This is a genomic window from Tepidimonas sediminis, from assembly GCF_007556605.1.
GTDB lineage: Bacteria > Pseudomonadota > Gammaproteobacteria > Burkholderiales > Burkholderiaceae_C > Tepidimonas > Tepidimonas sediminis.
The window spans coordinates 361,696-380,353 of the sequence record NZ_VJND01000001.1 but is presented as its reverse complement, the minus strand read 5'-3'; the positions used below and the strand labels follow the sequence as shown (position 1 = coordinate 380,353).

General features: G+C 69.3%; 17 protein-coding genes and 1 tRNA gene. All 18 read left to right on the top strand.

Going from position 1 to position 18,658, the window contains the following annotated elements; genetic code table 11:
• Window positions 1-17: 17 nt before the first annotated feature.
• The 18 genes from vapB to odhB all read left to right on the top strand — a co-directional run bounded on the left by vapB (window position 18) and on the right by odhB (window position 18,653).
• Window positions 18-257 carry a type II toxin-antitoxin system VapB family antitoxin gene (gene vapB / locus Tsedi_RS01770; RefSeq protein ID WP_143892948.1) on the top strand — a complete coding sequence of 80 codons (240 nt, stop codon included), beginning with the start codon at window positions 18-20 and terminating at the stop codon, window positions 255-257.
• Window positions 257-664 (top strand): type II toxin-antitoxin system tRNA(fMet)-specific endonuclease VapC, encoded by a 408-nt coding sequence (gene vapC / locus Tsedi_RS01765; RefSeq protein ID WP_143892946.1) that lies wholly within the window; start codon window positions 257-259, stop codon window positions 662-664. The genes vapB and vapC overlap by 1 nt, the downstream gene beginning before the upstream one ends.
• Window positions 661-2,727 (top strand): excinuclease ABC subunit UvrB, encoded by a 2,067-nt coding sequence (gene uvrB / locus Tsedi_RS01760; RefSeq protein ID WP_185970542.1) that lies wholly within the window; start codon window positions 661-663, stop codon window positions 2,725-2,727. Before vapC ends, uvrB begins: the two co-directional genes overlap by 4 nt.
• Window positions 2,728-2,786: 59 nt before the next feature.
• Window positions 2,787-3,443 carry a LuxR C-terminal-related transcriptional regulator gene (locus Tsedi_RS01755; protein WP_143892942.1) on the top strand — a complete coding sequence of 219 codons (657 nt, stop codon included), beginning with the start codon at window positions 2,787-2,789 and terminating at the stop codon, window positions 3,441-3,443.
• Window positions 3,440-5,395 (top strand): sensor histidine kinase, encoded by a 1,956-nt coding sequence (locus tag Tsedi_RS01750; RefSeq protein ID WP_143892940.1) that lies wholly within the window; start codon window positions 3,440-3,442, stop codon window positions 5,393-5,395. Before Tsedi_RS01755 ends, Tsedi_RS01750 begins: the two co-directional genes overlap by 4 nt.
• Window positions 5,396-5,516: 121 nt before the next feature.
• Window positions 5,517-6,050 (top strand): Fe-S cluster assembly transcriptional regulator IscR, encoded by a 534-nt coding sequence (gene iscR / locus Tsedi_RS01745; protein ID WP_143892938.1) that lies wholly within the window; start codon window positions 5,517-5,519, stop codon window positions 6,048-6,050.
• Between the two features lie 34 nt (window positions 6,051-6,084).
• Window positions 6,085-7,305: an IscS subfamily cysteine desulfurase gene (locus Tsedi_RS01740; protein ID WP_143892936.1), complete on the top strand. Its 1,221-nt coding sequence runs from the start codon at window positions 6,085-6,087 to the stop codon at window positions 7,303-7,305.
• A 36-nt stretch (window positions 7,306-7,341) separates the two neighbouring features.
• On the top strand, window positions 7,342-7,740 hold the full coding sequence (gene iscU, locus Tsedi_RS01735; protein ID WP_143892934.1) for a Fe-S cluster assembly scaffold IscU: 399 nt from the start codon (window positions 7,342-7,344) through the stop codon (window positions 7,738-7,740).
• A gap of 11 nt (window positions 7,741-7,751) precedes the next feature.
• Complete coding sequence (iscA, locus tag Tsedi_RS01730; RefSeq protein WP_143892932.1) at window positions 7,752-8,075, top strand: iron-sulfur cluster assembly protein IscA; 324 nt, start codon at window positions 7,752-7,754, stop codon at window positions 8,073-8,075.
• Window positions 8,068-8,613 carry a Fe-S protein assembly co-chaperone HscB gene (gene hscB, locus Tsedi_RS01725; RefSeq protein WP_246099138.1) on the top strand — a complete coding sequence of 182 codons (546 nt, stop codon included), beginning with the start codon at window positions 8,068-8,070 and terminating at the stop codon, window positions 8,611-8,613. Before iscA ends, hscB begins: the two co-directional genes overlap by 8 nt.
• The gene (hscA, locus tag Tsedi_RS01720; RefSeq protein ID WP_143892930.1) at window positions 8,613-10,517 is read left to right on the top strand and encodes a Fe-S protein assembly chaperone HscA; all 1,905 of its coding nucleotides are present in this window, start codon (window positions 8,613-8,615) and stop codon (window positions 10,515-10,517) included. The genes hscB and hscA overlap by 1 nt, the downstream gene beginning before the upstream one ends.
• Window positions 10,518-10,856 (top strand): ISC system 2Fe-2S type ferredoxin, encoded by a 339-nt coding sequence (gene fdx / locus Tsedi_RS01715; RefSeq protein ID WP_143892928.1) that lies wholly within the window; start codon window positions 10,518-10,520, stop codon window positions 10,854-10,856.
• 27 nt (window positions 10,857-10,883) lie between these two features.
• Window positions 10,884-11,612, top strand: coding sequence for a DNA polymerase III subunit epsilon (dnaQ, locus tag Tsedi_RS01710; RefSeq protein ID WP_143892926.1), 729 nt, complete (start codon window positions 10,884-10,886; stop codon window positions 11,610-11,612).
• 16 nt (window positions 11,613-11,628) lie between these two features.
• A tRNA-Val gene (locus Tsedi_RS01705) sits at window positions 11,629-11,703 on the top strand.
• A gap of 164 nt (window positions 11,704-11,867) precedes the next feature.
• A complete protein-coding gene (locus tag Tsedi_RS01700) occupies window positions 11,868-13,769 on the top strand; it encodes a propionate--CoA ligase (protein ID WP_143892924.1) in 1,902 nt (633 codons plus the stop codon).
• Between the two features lie 71 nt (window positions 13,770-13,840).
• Window positions 13,841-14,212, top strand: a complete 372-nt coding sequence (locus Tsedi_RS01695; RefSeq protein ID WP_143892922.1) for an ArsR/SmtB family transcription factor — start codon at window positions 13,841-13,843, stop codon at window positions 14,210-14,212.
• A gap of 207 nt (window positions 14,213-14,419) precedes the next feature.
• The gene (locus Tsedi_RS01690) at window positions 14,420-17,302 is read left to right on the top strand and encodes a 2-oxoglutarate dehydrogenase E1 component (RefSeq protein WP_143892920.1); all 2,883 of its coding nucleotides are present in this window, start codon (window positions 14,420-14,422) and stop codon (window positions 17,300-17,302) included.
• Window positions 17,303-17,387: 85 nt separating this feature from the next.
• On the top strand, window positions 17,388-18,653 hold the full coding sequence (gene odhB, locus Tsedi_RS01685) for a 2-oxoglutarate dehydrogenase complex dihydrolipoyllysine-residue succinyltransferase (protein ID WP_143892918.1): 1,266 nt from the start codon (window positions 17,388-17,390) through the stop codon (window positions 18,651-18,653).
• Window positions 18,654-18,658: the final 5 nt, after the last annotated feature.

Sequence of the window (18,658 nt, the reverse complement as noted above, 5' to 3'; positions counted from 1 at the left end):
GGAGCGAGGCCCTCACCATGACCACCGCCGCCGTGTTCAGCAACAATCGCAGTCAGGCCGTGCGCCTGCCGGCCAGCATGCGCCTGCCCGATCACGTCAAGCGGGTGGAGATCCGCCGCCGGGGGGCCGAACGCATCCTGTGTCCCCCCGGACAGCGCTGGGACAGTTTTTTTCTCGACCCGCAGGCCGAGACGGTTCCGGAGGACTTCCTGCCGCAGCGTGCAGATCAGCAGCAGCCCGGGCGCGAGGCGCTGTGATGCTGCGCTACCTGCTCGACACCAACATCGTGATCTATGTCATCAAGCGGCGGCCGCTGAGCGTGCTGCCGCGCTTCAACGAACACGCCGAAAGGCTGGCCATGTCGGCGATCACGCTGGCTGAGCTGATGCACGGCGCCGAAAGTAGCCGCGAGCCGGCGCGCGCGTTACGGGTCGTGGAGGATTTCTGCAGCCGGCTGGAAGTGCTGCCGTACGGGCCGAGGGCGGCGCAGCACTACGGGGCGATCCGCGCCGCGCTGGAGCGCCAGGGCCAGCCGATCGGGATCAACGACCTGCACATCGCCGCCCATGCCCGCAGCGAGGGTCTGACGCTGGTCACGAACAACGTGCGCGAGTTCGAGCGTGTGCCGGCCTTGCAGGTCGAAAACTGGGTGCAGGACGCGTGAACGCCCCCGCCCCCGGCCAGTTCGTCCACTTTCCCGGCTCGCCGTACGAGCTGTTCCAGCCCTATCCGCCGGCCGGTGACCAGCCGGAGGCGATCGCGCGCCTGGTCGAAGGGGTGCAGGATGGCGAGGCGTTCCAGACGCTGCTGGGCGTGACCGGCTCGGGCAAGACGTTCACGATGGCCAACGTGATCGCGCGGCTGGGGCGGCCGGCCATCGTCTTTGCGCCCAACAAGACGCTGGCGGCACAGCTCTACAGCGAGTTCCGCGAGTTCTTCCCGCGCAACGCGGTCGAATATTTCGTCAGCTACTACGACTACTACCAGCCCGAGGCCTACGTGCCGCAGCGCGACCTCTACATCGAGAAGGACAGCGCGATCAACGAGCACATCGAGCAGCTGCGCCTGTCGGCCACCAAGAGCCTGCTGGAGCGGCGCGACGTCGTGATCGTGGCCACCGTCAGCGCCATCTACGGCATCGGCGACCCGCACCACTACCACCGCATGATCCTGACGCTGCGCACCGGTGACCGGCTCGCGCAGCGTGACATCATCGCCCAGCTGGTGCGCATGCAGTACCAGCGCAACGAGCAGGAATTCGTGCGCGGCAAGTTCCGCGTGCGCGGCGACGTCATCGACGTCTTTCCGGCCGAGCACTCGGAGCTGGCGCTGCGCATCGAGCTGTTCGACGACGAGATCGAGCGCCTGAGCCTGTTCGATCCCCTGACCGGGCGCACGGAGCGCAGCCTGGCGCGCTTCACCGTCTATCCCGGCAGCCACTACGTCACGCCGCGCGAGCAGATCCTGCGCGCCATCGACACCATCCAGGAGGAGCTGCGCGAGCGCGTGCAGTGGTTCGTGCAGCAGGGCAAGCTGCTGGAGGCGCAGCGGCTGGAGCAGCGCACGCGCTTCGACCTGGAGATGCTGGCCGAGGTCGGCCACTGCAAGGGCATCGAGAACTATTCGCGCCACCTGACCGGGGCGCGCCCGGGCGAGCCGCCGCCGACGCTGGTGGACTACCTGCCGGCCGATGCGCTGATGTTCCTGGACGAGAGCCACGTGATGATCGGCCAGCTGGCCGGCATGTACAACGGCGACCGCGCGCGCAAGCAGACGCTGGTGGACTACGGCTTTCGCCTGCCCAGCGCGCTGGACAACCGGCCGCTGAAGTTCGAGGAATTCGAGCAGCGCATGCGGCAGGTGATCTTCGTGTCGGCCACGCCGGGCGACTACGAGCTGGCCAGGAGCGGCCAGGTGGTCGAGCAGGTGGTGCGCCCCACCGGCCTGGTGGACCCGGTGGTGGAGGTGCGCCCGGCCACGCACCAGGTGGACGACGTGCTGCAGGAGATCCGCCTGCGCGTGCAGCGCCACGAGCGCGTGCTGATCACCGTGCTGACCAAGCGCATGGCCGAGCAGCTCACCGACTACCTGGGTGAAAACGGCGTGCGCGTGCGATACATGCACTCCGACATCGACACCGTGGAGCGCGCCGAGATCATCCGCGACCTGCGGCTGGGGGCGTTCGACGTGCTGGTCGGCATCAACCTGCTGCGCGAGGGGCTGGACATCCCGGAGGTGTCGCTGGTGGCGATCCTCGACGCCGACAAGGAAGGCTTCCTGCGCTCCGACCGCAGCCTCATTCAGACCATCGGGCGCGCCGCGCGCAACTTGAACGGCATGGCGATCCTCTACGCCGACACGGTCACCGACTCGATGCGCCGCGCCATCGACGAGACCGAGCGGCGCCGCGCCAAGCAGCTGGCCTTCAACGCCGCGCACGGCATCACGCCGCGTGGGGTGAACAAGCGCATCAAGGACCTGATCGAGGGCGTGACCAGCGAGCGGGCGCAGCAGCAGGCCGCCGCCCAGCGCGCCACCGCGGCCATCGTGGCGACGCCGCAGGCGATGGACGAGCAGGCGCTGGCGCGGGAGATCAAGCGGCTGGAGCGCCAGATGCTGGAGCACGCCCGCAATCTGGAGTTCGAGGCCGCCGCGCGCGTGCGCGATGCGCTGCTGCAGCTCAAGCAGCAGGTGCTGGGCGCGCAGCACCCCGACGCCGTGGTCTGAGAACCTCCCCCGTTTGGGGGAGGGGGTGCCGGCGGCCACTTGCTCGAAAATCGGAGGGCATGTCGGCCATCACGCGCATCTACCTGATCGAGGACGACCGCACCATCCTGCGCTTCGTCGAGGACGCGCTGCGCCTGCGTCCGGACTGGAAGCTGGTGGGGCATTCCGACACCTATGCTCACGCCCAGATGATGGCGCCGCACAGCCTGGCCGACGTGTTCCTGGTCGACCTCGGCCTGCCGGACGGACGCGGCGAGGACATGCTGCGCCTGCTGGCCGAGGGCCGGCCCGAGGCCGAGCTGCTCGTCTTCACCGTCTTCGGTGACGAGTCGCGCCTGATCCGCGCGCTGCAGTGGGGCGCCACCGGCTACGTGCTCAAGGGTTGCTCGCCGCAGGAGCTCGTCGAGGCGATCGAGCAGATCCGGCAGGGCGGGGCGCCGATCTCGCCTCTGCTGGCGCGCATGCTGCTCAAGCAGTTCCGCCAGGCCGGCGACGCCGGCGACGGCATGGCCGACGGCCCGGTGCCGGTGCTGTCGGAACGCGAGACCGACGTGCTGCGGCTGGTGGCGCAGGGCTACGTCAACAAGGAGATTGCCCAGCGCCTGGGCATCGGCGTGGCCACCGTCAGCACCCACGTCAAGAACCTGTACCGCAAGCTGGCCGTGCGCACGCGGGTGCAGGTGGTGCGCGCCGCCCAGGCACGGGGGTTGCTGTGACGCTGGCGCCGGCGCTGGCTCCCCCGCCGGGCCAGGAGGCACCCGGCGCTTGGCGACCGGTCGTCTGGGCGGTGGGGGTGCTGTTGCTGGCGCTGCTGCTGGGGCTGCACGCGCTCACCCGTCCGTGGGCACCGCCGGGCACGGTGGCGCTCAAGGAGGCGCGCGCATCGCTGCCGCACGACCCCGGCCAGCCGCCGCGGCCGGTACGCCTGCCGCACGTGCTGGACGACGAGGGGCCGGCCTGGTGGGGCACGGTGCGCTACGAACTGGACTGGCCCGCACAGCTGGCCTATGACGATGCCGCGCAGCAGCGGCTGGGTCTGCTGCTGCCGCGCGCGGGCATGCGCCTGCGCGTGCTGCTCAACGGGCAGGAGATCTACCAGTTCGGCTGGACTGCGCCGCCGCAGCAGACCGTCATCGGCAACGCCGTGCCGCATTTCGTGCCGCTGCCGCCGTCGCTGCTGGCCACGCGCCCGCACGACAACCGGCTGGCGGTGGAGGTGCAGGCGCGCGTGCTGGAACGCAGCGGCCTGTGGCCGGCGGTGCTCGGGCCGCAGGAGGTGCTGCAGGATCGTCAACAGTCGCTGCTGCTGTGGCAGGTCACCGGCTCGTGGGTCATGGCGGCGCTGGCGCTGTTCATCGGCGCACTGGCGCTGCTGCTGTGGCGGGCGTTGCGCGAGCGGCTGTTCCTGCTAATCGCGCTGGCCTCGCTGGCCCACGGCGTGCGCACCGCGCTGGTGTCGGTGGTGGAGCCGCCGCTGCCGTTCGAATGGCTCCTGCTGCTGCGCTGGAGCACTTTTGGTGTCTACGTCGGCTTCTTCGTGCTGACGATCGAGGAGCTGTTCGAGGCCGGGCTGCGCTGGGTGCGCGCCGGGGCCTGGGCGGTCGTCGTGCTGTCGCCGGCGTGGACCGGGGCGGCGCTGTGGACGCTGGACTACGACATCATCCGCATCTGGGCCGGCGCGATGACGGTGTTCGCCGCCGTGGCGCTGCTGGCGGCGGTGCTCGACCGGGTGCGCCGGCGCGCGCTGCACCATCAGCACCTGCTGGTCGCGCTGGTGGCGGCGTTCACCTGGATCAGCGCGCTGCGCGACTTCGTCGTCATCCAGCTCGACTTTCCCGGCGATGGCGACCTGCGCTGGATGTCGGTGGGCAGCCTGGTGCTGACGCTGACGCTGGGCTGGGTGCTGGTGGAACGCGCCGCCGGTTGGGCGCAGGCCGTGCACCGGCTCAACGACACGCTGGCGCAGCGCATCGCGCAGCGCGAGCGCGAACTCAGCGCCGCCTTCGAGCGCCTGCAGGCGGCCGAGCGCCAGCGCGCCATCGAGGAGGAGCGCCGGCGCCTGATGCGCGACATGCACGACGGGCTGGGCAGCCAGCTGGTGCAGACACTCAACCTGGTGCGCAACCCCAACGCCCAGCTCGACCGTGAGGCGCTGGCGGGCATGCTGCGCCAGGCGCTGGACGAGCTGCGCCTGACGCTCGATTCGTTCGAGCCGATGGAGGGTGACCTGCCGGCCATCCTGGGCACGCTGCGGCGCCGACTCGGACCTGCCTTGGAGGGCGTCGGCATCGAGCTGCGCTGGGAGGTGCAGGATGTGCCGCCGCTGGCGGTGCTGGACTCCCGCGGCGTGCTGCACCTGTTCCGTTGCCTGCAGGAGATCTTCGCCAACGTCGTCAAGCACGCCAGGGCGCGGCGCATCGTCGTCAGCACCTGGCAGCGTGACGACCAGGTCATTCTCACGATCGAGGACGATGGCGTCGGCCTGCCGCCGGCGCAGGCCCGACCGCGCGAGGGGCGCGGGCTGCGCAACGTGCTGACGCGCGCCGCCAAGCTGGGCGCCACCGTGCGCTTCTACGACGCCCACCCCGGCACCGGCATCGAATTCACCTTCCCACTGGGCGAGGCACGCCCGGCGCTGGACAGCGGCTGGCCGCCGTTGGCACGCTGAGCGTGGGGTCAATACCCGACTGTTTCGTTCGACTTTTGTTATACTTTACGAAAACAGTCGGGATTAGGGCGGTCGCTGTCAGGTGGCAGCCCGCTGCCATCCACGAGCCAGGAGCCACGCCATGCGCTTGACCACCAAGGGACGCTTCGCCGTCACGGCGATGATCGATCTGGCGCTGCGCCAGGCCAGCGGTCCGGTCACGCTGGCCGCCATCAGCCAGCGTCAGCACATCTCGTTGTCTTACCTGGAGCAGCTGTTTGGCAAGCTGCGCCGCCACAAGCTGGTCGAATCCACCCGCGGACCCGGTGGCGGCTACACGCTGGGCCGCAAGGCCAGCGAGATCACCGTGGCCGACATCATCCTGTCGGTGGACGAGCCGATCGACGCCACCCAGTGCGGTGGCAAGGAAAACTGCCAGGGCGACGGCCAGCCGTGCATGACGCATGATCTGTGGGCCGAACTCAACGAGCGCATGATCGAATTCCTGCGCTCGGTCACGCTGCAGAAGCTGGTGGACGACCAGCTGGCCAAAGGCGCCGTGGTGGAGCCGCCGCCGTCGCTCAAGCGCGCCATCTCGCCGCACCCGGTGGTCAAGCCGATCCGGGTCAACGCCCCCAACTCCGTCTTCGCGCTGGCGGCTGCCGGCGCCAAGTGAGCCACGACTTTCCAACCGCCAGGAGCGCGCCGCGATGAGCAGCACCCCGCACTACCCCCTGTACATGGATTACAGCGCCACCACGCCGGTCGATCCGCGCGTGGTGGAGAAGATGATCCCCTGGCTGCACGACCACTTCGGCAACCCCGCCTCGCGCAGCCATGCCTGGGGCTGGGAGGCCGAGAAGGCCGTCGAGCACGCGCGCGAGCAGGTCGCCGACCTGGTCGGCGCCGACCCGCGTGAAATCATCTGGACCAGCGGCGCCACCGAATCCAACAACCTGGCACTGAAGGGCGCGGCGCACTTCTACAAGGACCGTGGCCGCCACATCGTCACCGTCAAGACCGAGCACAAGGCGGTGCTGGACACCTGCCGGCATCTGGAGCGTGAGGGCTTCGAGGTGACCTACCTCGACGTGCAGCCCGACGGCCTGGTCGACCTGGAGGCGTTTCGCGCCGCGCTGCGCCCCGACACCATCCTGGCCAGCGTGATGCTGGTCAACAACGAGATCGGCGTCATCCAGGACGTGGCCGCCATTGGCGCCATCTGCCGTGAGAAGGGGGTGATCTTTCACTGCGACGCCGCGCAGGCCACCGGCAAGGTCGAGATCGACCTGCGCGAGCTGCCCATCGACCTGATGAGCCTGGCCTCGCACAAGACCTACGGGCCGAAGGGGATCGGGGCGCTGTACGTGCGGCGCAAGCCGCGCGTGCGGCTGGAGGCGCAGATGCACGGCGGCGGGCACGAGCGCGGCCTGCGTTCGGGCACGCTGGCCACGCATCAGTGCGTCGGCATGGGCGAGGCGTTCGCCATCGCCAAGGCCGAGATGCCCACCGAACTGCCGCGCATTCGCCGCCTGCACGAGCGGCTGGTGGCGGGGCTGACGCAGATCGAGCAGTCCTACATCAACGGCCACCCGACCCGGCGCGTGCCGCACAACCTCAACATGAGCTTCAACTACGTCGAGGGCGAATCGCTGATCATGGGCATCAAGGGCGTGGCCGTCTCCAGCGGCTCGGCCTGCACCTCGGCGAGCCTGGAGCCGAGCTACGTGCTGCGGGCGCTGGGCCGCAGCGACGAGCTGGCCCACAGCAGCCTGCGCATCACGATCGGCCGCTGGACCACCGAGGCCGACGTGGACTACGCCATCGAGGCCATCAAGGCCAACGTCGCCAAGCTGCGCGAGCTCTCGCCGCTGTGGGAGCTGTACCAGGAAGGCGTCGACCTCGACTCGATCCAGTGGGTGGCGCACTGACGCGCCTGCCTGCCACGACACGAAAGGAGCATGACCATGGCTTACAGCGACAAGGTCATCGATCACTACGAGAACCCGCGCAACGTCGGCAGCTTCGACAAGAACGACGACAACGTCGGCACCGGCATGGTGGGGGCACCGGCCTGCGGCGACGTCATGAAGCTGCAGATCAAGGTCAACCCGGCCACCGGCGTCATCGAAGACGCGCGCTTCAAGACCTACGGCTGCGGCTCGGCGATCGCCTCCAGCTCGCTGGTGACCGAGTGGGTCAAGGGCAAGACGCTGGACGAGGCGGTGCAGATCAAGAACAGCCAGATCGCCGAGGAGCTGGCGCTGCCGCCGGTCAAGATACACTGCTCGATTCTGGCCGAGGACGCGATCAAGGCGGCGGTGGAGGATTACCGCCGCAAGCACGCCGTGGCCACGCAGGAGTGAAGCAGGACATCATGGCCGTGACCCTCACCGAAGCCGCCGCGCGGCACGTGCAGAAATACCTGGCCCGCCGGGGCCGGGGCATCGGCGTGCGGCTGGGCGTCAAGACCACCGGCTGCTCGGGCCTGGCTTACAAGCTCGAGTACGCCGACGAAGCCGCACCCGAGGACATCGTCTTCGAGGCGCACGGCGTCAAGGTGCTGGTCGATCCCAAGAGCCTGCCGTACTTGGACGGCACCGAGCTCGACTTCGTGCGCGAAGGCCTCAACGAGGGCTTCAAGTTCCGCAACCCCAACGAGCGTGATCGCTGTGGCTGTGGCGAATCCTTCCGTGTCTGACGGCACGGCGGCGCTGCAGGCGGACGACTTCACGCTGTTCGGCCTGCCGCGGCGCTTCGCGCTGGACGTGGCCGAGCTGGACGAGCGGCGCAAGGCGCTGCAGCGGCTCTCGCATCCCGACCGGCACGCCGCCGCGGGCGCGGCCGCGCAGCGCGTGGCCATGCAGTGGTCGGTGCGCATCAACGAGGCCTGGCAGCGCCTGCGCGATCCGCTGCGCCGCGCCGCGTACTGGTGCGAGCTGCACGGCGTGCCGGTGCAGGCCGACAGCAACACCGCGATGCCGGCCGACTTCCTGCTGCAGCAGATGCAGTGGCGCGAGGCGCTGGAGGAAGCGGCCGACGAGACGGCGCTGCGCGCGCTGCAGGCCGAGATCGAGCACGAGCGGGCCGCGCGCCTGGCCGCGCTGCAGGCCGCGATCGACGTCGAGGGCGACGCCGCCTCCGCCGCTGCCCAGGTGCGCGCGCTCATGTTCATCCAGCGCCTGCTGGACTCCCTGCACGCGCGGCTCGACGAGGCCGCCCATTCCAAGGCATCCTGATGGCACTGCTGCAGATTTCCGAACCCGGCATGGCGCCGGACCCGCACCAGCGGCGCATCGCGGTGGGCATCGACCTCGGCACCACCCATTCGCTGGTGGCGGCGGTGCGCCATGGCGTGGCCGAGTGCCTGCCGGACGAACAGGGCAGGGTGATCCTGCCCAGCGTCGTGCGCTATCTGCCGCCGGGCGGCTCGCCGTCGCGTCAGATCGGCCACGAGGCGCTGGCCGCGCAGGTCGACGACCCGGCCAACACGATCAGCTCGGTCAAGCGCCTGATGGGCCGCGCGCTGGCCGACATCCAGCGCGACGGCGTCGCCGGCCGGCTGCCCTACACCGTGGTCGAAGGGCCGGGTGGCGTGGCGGTGCGTACCGTCGCCGGCGACAAGACCCCGGTGGAGGTCAGCGCCGAGATCCTGGCCGCTCTGCGGCAGCGTGCCGAGGCCACCTTCGGCGCCGAGCTCTACGGCGCGGTCATCACCGTGCCGGCCTACTTCGATGACGCGCAGCGCCAGGCCACCAAGGATGCGGCGCGCCTGGCGGGTCTCCATGTCCTGCGCCTGCTCAACGAGCCCACCGCGGCGGCCATCGCCTACGGGCTGGACAACGGTTCGGAGGGGCTCTACCTCGTCTACGACCTCGGTGGCGGCACCTTCGATGTGTCGCTGCTGCGGTTGACCAAGGGGGTGTTCGAGGTCGTGGCCACCGGGGGCGACTCGGCGCTCGGCGGTGACGACTACGACCGCGCACTGGCCGCGTGGGCGCTGCAGCGCGCAGGCCGCACCGAGCCGCTGGAGCGGCTCGATCCACGCGTGCGCGCGCGTATGCTGGCCGAAGCACGGCGGGTGAAGGAGGCGCTGTCCGGTGCGGCAGAAGGCACCGCCGTTCCGATGGAGCTGGCGGTGGACGCGGGCGGCGCCGCGCGCTCGGTGCTGCCGGTGACGCTGCAGGATCTGCACGAGGCCACCGCGCACCTGACCGAGCGCACGTTGGAGGCGGTGCGGCGCGTGCTGCGCGATGCCCGCGTGCGCCCCGACGACGTCCAGGGCGTGGTGATGGTGGGGGGATCCACGCGCATGCCGCTGGTGCGCCGGGCAGTGGCCGCGCTGTTCGGACGCGAGCCGCTGACCAACCTGAACCCGGACGAGGTGGTGGCGCTCGGTGCGGCGATCCAGGCCAACCAGCTGGCCGGCAACGACCCCGACGGCGAGCTGCTGCTGCTGGACGTGATCCCGCTGTCGCTCGGCATCGAGACCATGGGCGGGCTGGTGGAGCGCATCGTGCCGCGCAACACGCCGATCCCCACCGCGCGCGCGCAGGACTTCACCACCTTCCAGGACGGCCAGACGGCGCTGGCGATCCACGTCGTGCAGGGCGAGCGTGAGCTGGCGCGTGACTGCCGCAGTCTGGCGCGCTTCACGCTGCGCGGCATCCCGCCGATGGCCGCCGGCGCGGCGCGCATCCGCGTCACGTTCACCCTCGATGCCGACGGGCTGCTGACGGTGAGCGCGCGCGAACTCTCCACCGGCGTGGAGGCGCACGTCGAGGTCAAGCCGTCCTACGGCCTGAGCGACGAGCAGGTCGCGCGCATGCTGCAGGAGAGTTTCGCCACCGCCGAGGCGGACATGCGCGCACGCGCGCTCACCGAGGCGCGCGTGGAGGCCGAGCGGCTGCTGGCGGCCACGCGCAGTGCGCTGCAGACGGACGGCGACCTGCTCGATGAGGCCGAGCGCGCCGCGATCGAGGCGCTGATGCAGGCGCTGCAGGCTGCGCGGCAGGGCGAAGACCCTGCCGTCATCGACGCCGCGGTCAAGGCCCTGGCGCAGGGCACCGAGGCGTTTGCCGCCCGCCGCATGAACCGCAGCATTGCCCAGGCGCTGGCCGGGCGTCACGTGGAGTCGATCTGAATGCCTGCCATCACCGTCCTGCCCCATCCCGAGATCTGCCCGCAGGGCGCCACCATCCACGCCCCCACCGGCACCACGATCTGCGAGGCGCTGCTCGACCACGACATCGAGATCGAGCACGCCTGCGAGATGAGCTGCGCCTGCACGACCTGCCATGTGATCGTGCGGCAGGGCTACGCGTCGCTGGGCGAGCCGTCGGAGGAAGAGGAGGACCTGCTCGACAAGGCCTGGGGCCTGAGTCCAACCTCGCGCCTGAGCTGTCAGGCGCGTCTGGGCACGCAGGACGTCACGATCGAGATCCCGCGCTACACCATCAACCACGCGCGCGAGCGCCACTGAGGCGCCGCGCGCAGGGGAGCAGGGCGCATGCGCCAGATCGTGCTCGACACCGAGACCACCGGCCTGTCCCCACAGGACGGCGACCGCATCATCGAGATCGGCTGCGTGGAGCTGGTCAACCGCCAGCTCACCGGCCACAACCGGCACTACTACCTCAACCCCGAGCGCGAGATCCACGAGGATGCGCTGCGCGTGCACGGCATCACGCTGGAGTTCCTCGCCGACAAGCCGCGCTTCGCCGACATTGCCGCCGAGCTCGCGGACTATCTCGCCGGCGCCGAGCTGATCATCCACAACGCGCCGTTCGACCTCGGGTTTCTCGACGCCGAGTTCAGCCGCGTCGGGCTGGGGCCGACGCGGGCGCTGGTGGCCGGCGTCATCGACACGCTGGTGTTGGCCAAGGAGATGTGGCCCGGCAAGCGCAACGGCCTGGATGCCCTGTGCGACCGGCTCGGCGTGGACAACTCGGGCCGGCAGCTGCACGGCGCGCTGCTGGACGCCGAGCTGCTGGCCGACGTCTACATCCACATGACGCGCGGGCAGGAGTCGCTGGTCATCGACCTGGGCGGCGGCCCAGCGGGTGCCGGCGAAGTGGCGCGGCAGGATTTCTCGCACCTGCGGTTGCCGGTGCTGGCACCGGATCCCGACGAGCTGGCGGCGCACGAGGCGCTGCTGGCTGCCCTCGACCAGGAGAGCAAGGGCCGCACCGTCTGGCGCCGAGTGGGGGCGGAAATCGGTTATACTGACGCCTGTTGACGACGACGTCACGACCGGGTGATTAGCTCAGCGGTAGAGCACTGCCTTCACACGGCAGGGGTCGTAGGTTCGAACCCTGCATCACCCACCAGATCAACGCACCGCCTGCCAAGCTCACGCCTTGGCAGGCGGTTTCTTTCTTTTGGGATGGCCGGCTGGGTGCGGCGGGGCTGCGTCAGGGTCGCGCAAGGCGACGTTCCATAATCAGCGGGTTTTCCTTCCCCGTTGGACGACAACCCGAGGAGTCGCAGCGCCATGGCCACTGACTACGCCGCCTTCCACCGCCGCTCGATCGAGGAGCGCGACGCCTTCTGGGCCGAACAGGCCCGCCTGATCGACTGGCACCGCCCGTTCGACCGCGTCTGCAACACCGACCGGCCGCCGTTCGTGCGTTGGTTCGAGGGCGGGCTGACCAACCTGTGCCACAACGCGGTGGACCGCCACCTGGCCACGCGTGCCGACCAGAACGCCCTGATCTACGTCTCCACCGAGACCGACACCGAGCGCGTCTACACCTACCGCGAGCTGCACACCGAAGTGCAACGCATGGCCGCCATCCTGCGCTCGCTCGGCGTCGGCAAGGGCGACCGCGTGCTGATCTACATGCCGATGATACCGGAGGCGGCCTTCGCGATGCTGGCCTGCGTGCGTATCGGCGCCATCCATTCGGTGGTGTTCGGTGGCTTCGCCAGCCACAGCCTGGCCACGCGCATCGACGACGCCGCGCCGAAGGTGATCGTCAGCGCCGACGCCGGCATGCGCGGCGGCAAGGTGGTGCCGTACAAGCACCTGCTGGACGAGGCGATCCGCCTTTCGGGCCACAAGCCCGAGCGCGTGCTGATGGTCAACCGCGGGCTGGCGGCACTGGACCCGGTGGAGGGGCGTGACGTCGACTACGCCACGCTGCGCGAGCGGCATCTGGATGCCCAGGTGCCGTGCGAGTGGGTGGACAGCACCCACCCCAGCTACATCCTCTACACCAGCGGCACCACCGGCAAGCCCAAGGGCGTGCAGCGCGACACCGGCGGCTACGCGGTGGCGCTGGCGGCCTCGATGCGCCACATCTACATGGCCAACCCGGGCGAGACGTATTTTTCCACCAGCGACATCGGCTGGGTGGTCGGCCACAGCTACATCATCTACGGGCCGCTGATCAACGGCATGGCCACCATCATGTACGAGGGCACGCCGATCCGGCCCGACGCCGGCATCTGGTGGCGTCTGGTGCAGGACTACCGCGTCAGCATCATGTTCACGGCGCCCACCGCCGCGCGCGTGCTCAAGAAACAGGATCCGGCCTACCTGACCAAGTACGACCTGAGTAGCCTGCGCGCGCTGTTCCTGGCCGGTGAGCCGCTGGACGAGCCCACCGCCACCTGGATCGCGCAGGCGCTGGGCAAGCCGGTCATCGACAACTACTGGCAGACCGAGACCGGCTGGCCGATCCTGGCGATCTGCAACGGCATCGAGCCGGCGCCGACCAAGTTCGGCTCGCCCGGCAAGGCGGTCTACGGCTACGACGTGCGCCTGATCGACGAGGTCACGGGCGAGGAGATCCACGAACCCGACCGCAAGGGCGTGATCGCCGTGCAGTATCCGCTGCCGCCGGGCTGCCTGCAGACCGTCTGGGGCGACGACGAGCGCTACGTCAAGACCTACTGGTCCAGCATCCCCGGCCGCCAGATGTACAGCACCTTCGACTGGGGCGTGCGCGACGCCGACGGCTACTACTACATCCTCGGCCGCACCGACGACGTCATCAACGTGGCGGGCCACCGGCTCGGCACGCGCGAGATCGAGGAAAGCATCGCCAGCCATCCGGCCGTGGCCGAGGTGGCCGTGGTCGGCGTGGCCGATGCGCTCAAGGGCCAGGTGGCGATGGCGTTCGCGGTGCTGAAGGATCCGGCGCGTGCGGCCACCGAAGCCGACGCGCAGCAGCTCGAGGCCGAGATCATGAAGGTCGTCGACGAGCAGCTGGGCGCGGTGGCGCGGCCGGCGCGCGTGCGCTTCGTGCAGCTGCTGCCCAAGACGCGCAGTGGCAAGCTGCTGCGCCGCGCGATCCAGGCGGTGTGCGAAGGGCGCGACCCGGGCGACCTGACCACGCTGGACGATCCGACCGCCCTGCAGCAGATCCGCGATCTGGTGTCGCCACGCTGACGCCGGCGCTTTTGGCATCCAGGGGCTTTGTGGGTATCATGCAGTCCGCATTGGCTCCTGGATGCTGATATATGCAACAACTGACCGATACCGACGTCATCGTCGACAAGGACCGGGTGTTCGAGCTGGCTGCCGAGCTGTTCGGCATCCTGTCCACGCCGATGCGGCTGCGCATCCTCAATGCGCTGTGCGACAAGGAAAAGTCGGTGTCGGAGCTGCTGGCGGAGATCGACACCACGCAGCCCAACCTGTCGCAGCACCTCAACCTGCTGTACCGCGCCGGGGTGCTGGCCAAGCGCAAGGAAGGCACGCAGGTGTACTACCGCGTGCAGAGCGAGCAGGCGGTGGCGCTGTGCCGCACGGTCTGCACGCAGATCGCCATCGAGCTCGACGAGCCGGGCGGCGTGCCGCCGAGCCAGCGCCTCACCCCCCGCGGGGCCTGAGCGGCCGGCGGCGCGCGCGGGTCTGGGCGGCGCGCGGTTTCGAAATCGTTACAACATTCTCGTCCATCCGGGGTCGGTTGGTGGCACAATGCGGCCTGCACCGGCCCTTCCAGTGTCACAGTCGCGTCCGCCATCCGGTTCAGCCGTGTCGCGGAAGGTGATTCCAACCAGCAGGTTTCCCGCAGGGAAACGGAGGTCAGCGATTCCATGAGCGAGACGACCAGCGTCTACCAGGCCTTCAGCGCCAACTCGTACCTCTTCGGTGGCAATGCGCCTTACGTCGAGGAGCTGTACGAGAAATACCTCACCGACCCAAGCAGCGTGCCGGACTCGTGGCGCGATTACTTCGATGCGCTGCAGCATGTGCCCGCGGTGGACGGCAGCGACGCGCGGGACATCCCGCACATGCCGGTGATCAACGCGTTTGCGCAGCTGGCCAAGCAGGGGCCGCAGCCGGTGGTGGTGGCGCAAGGCGCCGACAGCGACGTGGCGCGCAAGCGGGTGGCCACCCAGCAGCTGATCGCCGCCTACCGCAACCTGGGCGTGCGCTGGGCCAACCTCGATCCGCTCAAGCGCTCCGAACGGCCGGATATCCCGGAGCTGGAACCCTCGTTCTACGGTTTCACCGACGCCGACCTGGAGACCGTCCACAACGTCTCCAACACCTACTTCGGCAAGGAGACGATGTCGCTGCGCGAGCTGCTCAACGCGCTGCGCGAGACGTATTGCGGCACGATCGGCGCCGAGTACATGTACATCAGCGACCAGAGGCAGAAGCGCTGGTGGCAGGAAAAGCTCGAGAGCATCCGCAGCAAACCTTCCTTCCGCCCCGAGCAGAAGCGCCACATCCTCGAGAACCTGACCAAGGCCGAGGGGCTGGAGCGCTACCTGCACACCAAGTACGTCGGCCAGAAGCGCTTCTCGCTGGAGGGCGGCGAGAGTTTCATCGCCTCGATGGACGAGCTGATCCAGCGCGCCGGTGCGCTGGGTGTGCAGGAGATCGTCATCGGCATGGCGCACCGCGGGCGCCTGAACGTGCTGGTCAACGTCCTGGGCAAGATGCCCAAGGACCTGTTCGCCGAGTTCGAGCACACCGCACCGGAGGATCTGCCGGCCGGTGACGTCAAGTACCACCAGGGCTTCAGCTCCGACGTCTCCACCCCCGGCGGGCCGGTGCACCTGAGCCTGGCGTTCAACCCCTCGCACCTGGAGATCGTCAACCCGGTGGTGGAGGGTTCGGCGCGCGCGCGCATGGACCGCCGCGGCGACCGCAAGGGTGACCAGGTGCTGCCGGTGCTGGTGCATGGCGATGCGGCGTTCGCCGGCCAGGGCGTGGTGATGGAGACGCTGGCGCTGGCGCAGACGCGCGGCTACTACACCGGCGGCACGGTGCACATCGTCATCAACAACCAGATCGGCTTCACCACCTCCGACCCGCGCGACAGCCGCTCCACGCTGTACTGCACCGACGTCGTCAAGATGATCGAGGCGCCGGTGCTGCACGTCAACGGCGACGACCCCGAGGCGGTGGTGCTGGCCACGCAGCTGGCGGTGGAGTTCCGGCAGACCTTCAAGAAGGACGTCGTCATCGACATCGTGTGCTTCCGCAAGCTGGGCCACAACGAGCAGGACACGCCCAGCCTGACGCAGCCGCTGATGTACAAGAAGATCGCCCAGCACCCCGGCACGCGCAAGCTGTACGCCGACAAGCTGGTCACGCAGGGCGTGCTGCCGCCGGAAGGGCCCGACGAGATGGTCAAGGCCTACCGCGCCATCCTCGACGAGGGGCGTCGCACGGTCGATCCGGTGCTGACCAACTTCAAGAGCAAGTACGCGGTCGACTGGGCGCCGTTCCTCGGCAAGAAGTGGACCGACGTGGCCGATACCGCCATCCCGCTGTCGGAGTGGAAGCGGCTGGCCGAGCGCATCACCACCGTGCCGGACAACATCACGCCGCACCAGCTGGTCAAGAAGGTGCTGGCCGACCGCGCCGCCATGGGCCGCGGCGAGATCAACGTCGACTGGGGCATGGGCGAGCACATGGCGTTCGCCTCGCTGGTGGCCAGCGGCTACGGCGTGCGCCTGTCGGGTGAGGACTGCGGCCGCGGTACCTTCACGCACCGCCACGCCGTCATCCACGACCAGAACCGCGAGAAGTGGGACGAGGGCACCTACATCCCGCTGCAGAACGTCGCGGAAAACCAGGCCCCGTTCACCGTCATCGACTCCATCCTGTCGGAAGAGGCGGTGCTGGGCTTCGAGTACGGCTACGCCTCCAACGACCCCAACACGCTGGTGATCTGGGAGGCGCAGTTCGGCGACTTCGCCAACGGGGCGCAGGTGGTCATCGACCAGTTCATCGCCTCCGGCGAGGTCAAGTGGGGCCGCGTCAACGGCATCACGCTGTTCCTGCCGCACGGCTACGAGGGCCAGGGGCCGGAGCACAGCTCGGCGCGCATCGAGCGCTTCATGCAGCTGGCGGCCGACACCAACATGCAGATCGTGCAGCCGACCACCGCGGCGCAGATCTTCCACGTGCTGCGCCGGCAGATGATCCGGCCGCTGCGCAAGCCGTTGATCGTCTTCACGCCGAAGTCGCTGCTGCGCGCCAAGGACGCGACTTCGCCGCTGTCGGAATTCACGCGCGGCGGCTTCCAGACCGTCATTCCGGAGCAGAACGCCGACATCGTCAAGAACGCCCAGCGCGTCAAGCGCGTCATCGTCTGCTCGGGCAAGGTCTACTACGACCTGGTGCGCAAGCGCGAGGACAAGGGCGCCGACGACGTGGCCATCGTGCGCATCGAGCAGCTCTATCCGTTCCCGCACAAGGCGTTCGCGGCGGAGATGAAGCGCTACCCCAACGCCACCGACGTCGTGTGGTGCCAGGACGAGCCGCAGAACCAGGGGCCCTGGTTCTTCGTGCAGCACAACATCCACGAGAACATGCTGGACGGCCAGCGCCTGGGCTACGCCGGGCGTGCGGCGTCGGCCTCGCCGGCGGTGGGCTACGCCCACCTGCACCAGGAGCAGCAGAAGACGCTCGTGGAGGCTGCCTTCGGCCGCCTGAAGGGCTTCATCCTCACCAAGTGAACCGATCTCTGGCGCGGGCAGTGGCGCGCCGCCCGTGCGCGCGGCCCGCATCCGTCACGCATACGCTTTCCGGGAAAAGAACATCATGGCCATCGTTGAAGTGAAGGTTCCGCAGCTGTCCGAGTCGGTCGCCGAGGCCACGCTGCTGCAATGGAAGAAGAAAGTCGGTGAGGCCGTCGCCGCCGACGAGATCCTGATCGAGATCGAGACCGACAAGGTCGTGCTGGAGGTGCCGGCGCCGGCCGCGGGCGTGCTGGCCGAGATCCTGGTCGGCGACGGCGGCACCGTCGTCTCCGAGCAGGTGATCGCTCGCGTCGACACCGAAGCCAAGGCAGGCACGGCGGCGGCCGCGGCACCGGCTCCGGCGGCACCCCCGGCGGCCCCCGTGGCCGCGCCGGCTGCGGCTGCGGCTGCGGCGGCCAAGGCCGGCGTGGCGATGCCGGCGGCGGCCAAGCTGATGGCCGATCACGGGCTCGAGGCCGGCAGCGTCACCGGTACCGGCAAGGACGGCCGCATCACCAAGGGCGACGTGCTGGCGGCCGTCGCTGCGCCGAAGCCCGCCGCCGCGGCGGCGCCGATCCCGACCGGCGTTCCTGCCAAGGCGCTGCCGCAGGTGAGCGCCCCGGTGGGCCTGCCGCCGGAGCTGCTCAATCGCCCCGAGCAACGCGTGCCGATGACGCGCCTGCGCGCGCGCATCGCCGAGCGGCTGCTGCAGTCGCAGGCCACCAACGCCATCCTGACCACGTTCAACGAGGTCAACATGGCGCCGGTGATCGAGCTGCGCAAGAAGTACCAGGAACGCTTCGAGAAGGAGCACGGCGTCAAGCTCGGCTTCATGAGCTTCTTCGTCAAGGCCGCGGTGCACGCGCTGAAGAAATTCCCGATCCTCAACGCCAGCGTCGACGGCAACGACATCGTCTACCACGGCTATTTCGACATCGGCATCGCGGTGGGCTCGCCGCGCGGGCTGGTGGTGCCGATCCTGCGCAACGCCGACCAGCTGAGCTTTGCCGAGATCGAGAAGAAGATCGCCGACTTCGGCAAGCGCGCCGCCGAGGGCAAGCTCGGCATCGACGAGATGACCGGCGGGACGTTCTCGATCTCCAACGGCGGGGTGTTCGGCTCCATGCTGTCCACTCCCATCATCAACCCGCCGCAGTCGGCCATCCTCGGCGTGCACGCGACCAAGGAACGCCCGGTGGTGGAAAACGGCCAGATCGTCATCCGCCCGATCAACTACCTGGCGCTGAGCTACGACCACCGCATCATCGACGGGCGCGAGGCGGTGCTGGGGCTGGTGGCGATGAAGGAGGCGCTGGAGGATCCGGCGCGCCTGCTGTTCAACATCTGAGGCCG

Bases quoted from the DNA above. Each gene is read 5' to 3' on its own strand.
- Tsedi_RS01740 (WP_143892936.1), top strand. From the start codon at position 6,085: ATGAGCAGCACCCCGCACTACCCCCTGTACATGGATTACAGCGCCACC.
- Tsedi_RS01695 (WP_143892922.1), top strand. From the start codon at position 13,841: ATGCAACAACTGACCGATACCGACGTCATCGTCGACAAGGACCGGGTG.
- iscR (WP_143892938.1), top strand. From the start codon at position 5,517: ATGCGCTTGACCACCAAGGGACGCTTCGCCGTCACGGCGATGATCGAT.
- iscA (WP_143892932.1), top strand. From the start codon at position 7,752: ATGGCCGTGACCCTCACCGAAGCCGCCGCGCGGCACGTGCAGAAATAC.
- Tsedi_RS01690 (WP_143892920.1), top strand. From the start codon at position 14,420: ATGAGCGAGACGACCAGCGTCTACCAGGCCTTCAGCGCCAACTCGTAC.
- odhB (WP_143892918.1), top strand. From the start codon at position 17,388: ATGGCCATCGTTGAAGTGAAGGTTCCGCAGCTGTCCGAGTCGGTCGCC.
- vapC (WP_143892946.1), top strand. From the start codon at position 257: ATGCTGCGCTACCTGCTCGACACCAACATCGTGATCTATGTCATCAAG.
- fdx (WP_143892928.1), top strand. From the start codon at position 10,518: ATGCCTGCCATCACCGTCCTGCCCCATCCCGAGATCTGCCCGCAGGGC.
- hscA (WP_143892930.1), top strand. From the start codon at position 8,613: ATGGCACTGCTGCAGATTTCCGAACCCGGCATGGCGCCGGACCCGCAC.
- Tsedi_RS01700 (WP_143892924.1), top strand. From the start codon at position 11,868: ATGGCCACTGACTACGCCGCCTTCCACCGCCGCTCGATCGAGGAGCGC.
- dnaQ (WP_143892926.1), top strand. From the start codon at position 10,884: ATGCGCCAGATCGTGCTCGACACCGAGACCACCGGCCTGTCCCCACAG.
- vapB (WP_143892948.1), top strand. From the start codon at position 18: ATGACCACCGCCGCCGTGTTCAGCAACAATCGCAGTCAGGCCGTGCGC.
- Tsedi_RS01755 (WP_143892942.1), top strand. From the start codon at position 2,787: ATGTCGGCCATCACGCGCATCTACCTGATCGAGGACGACCGCACCATC.
- iscU (WP_143892934.1), top strand. From the start codon at position 7,342: ATGGCTTACAGCGACAAGGTCATCGATCACTACGAGAACCCGCGCAAC.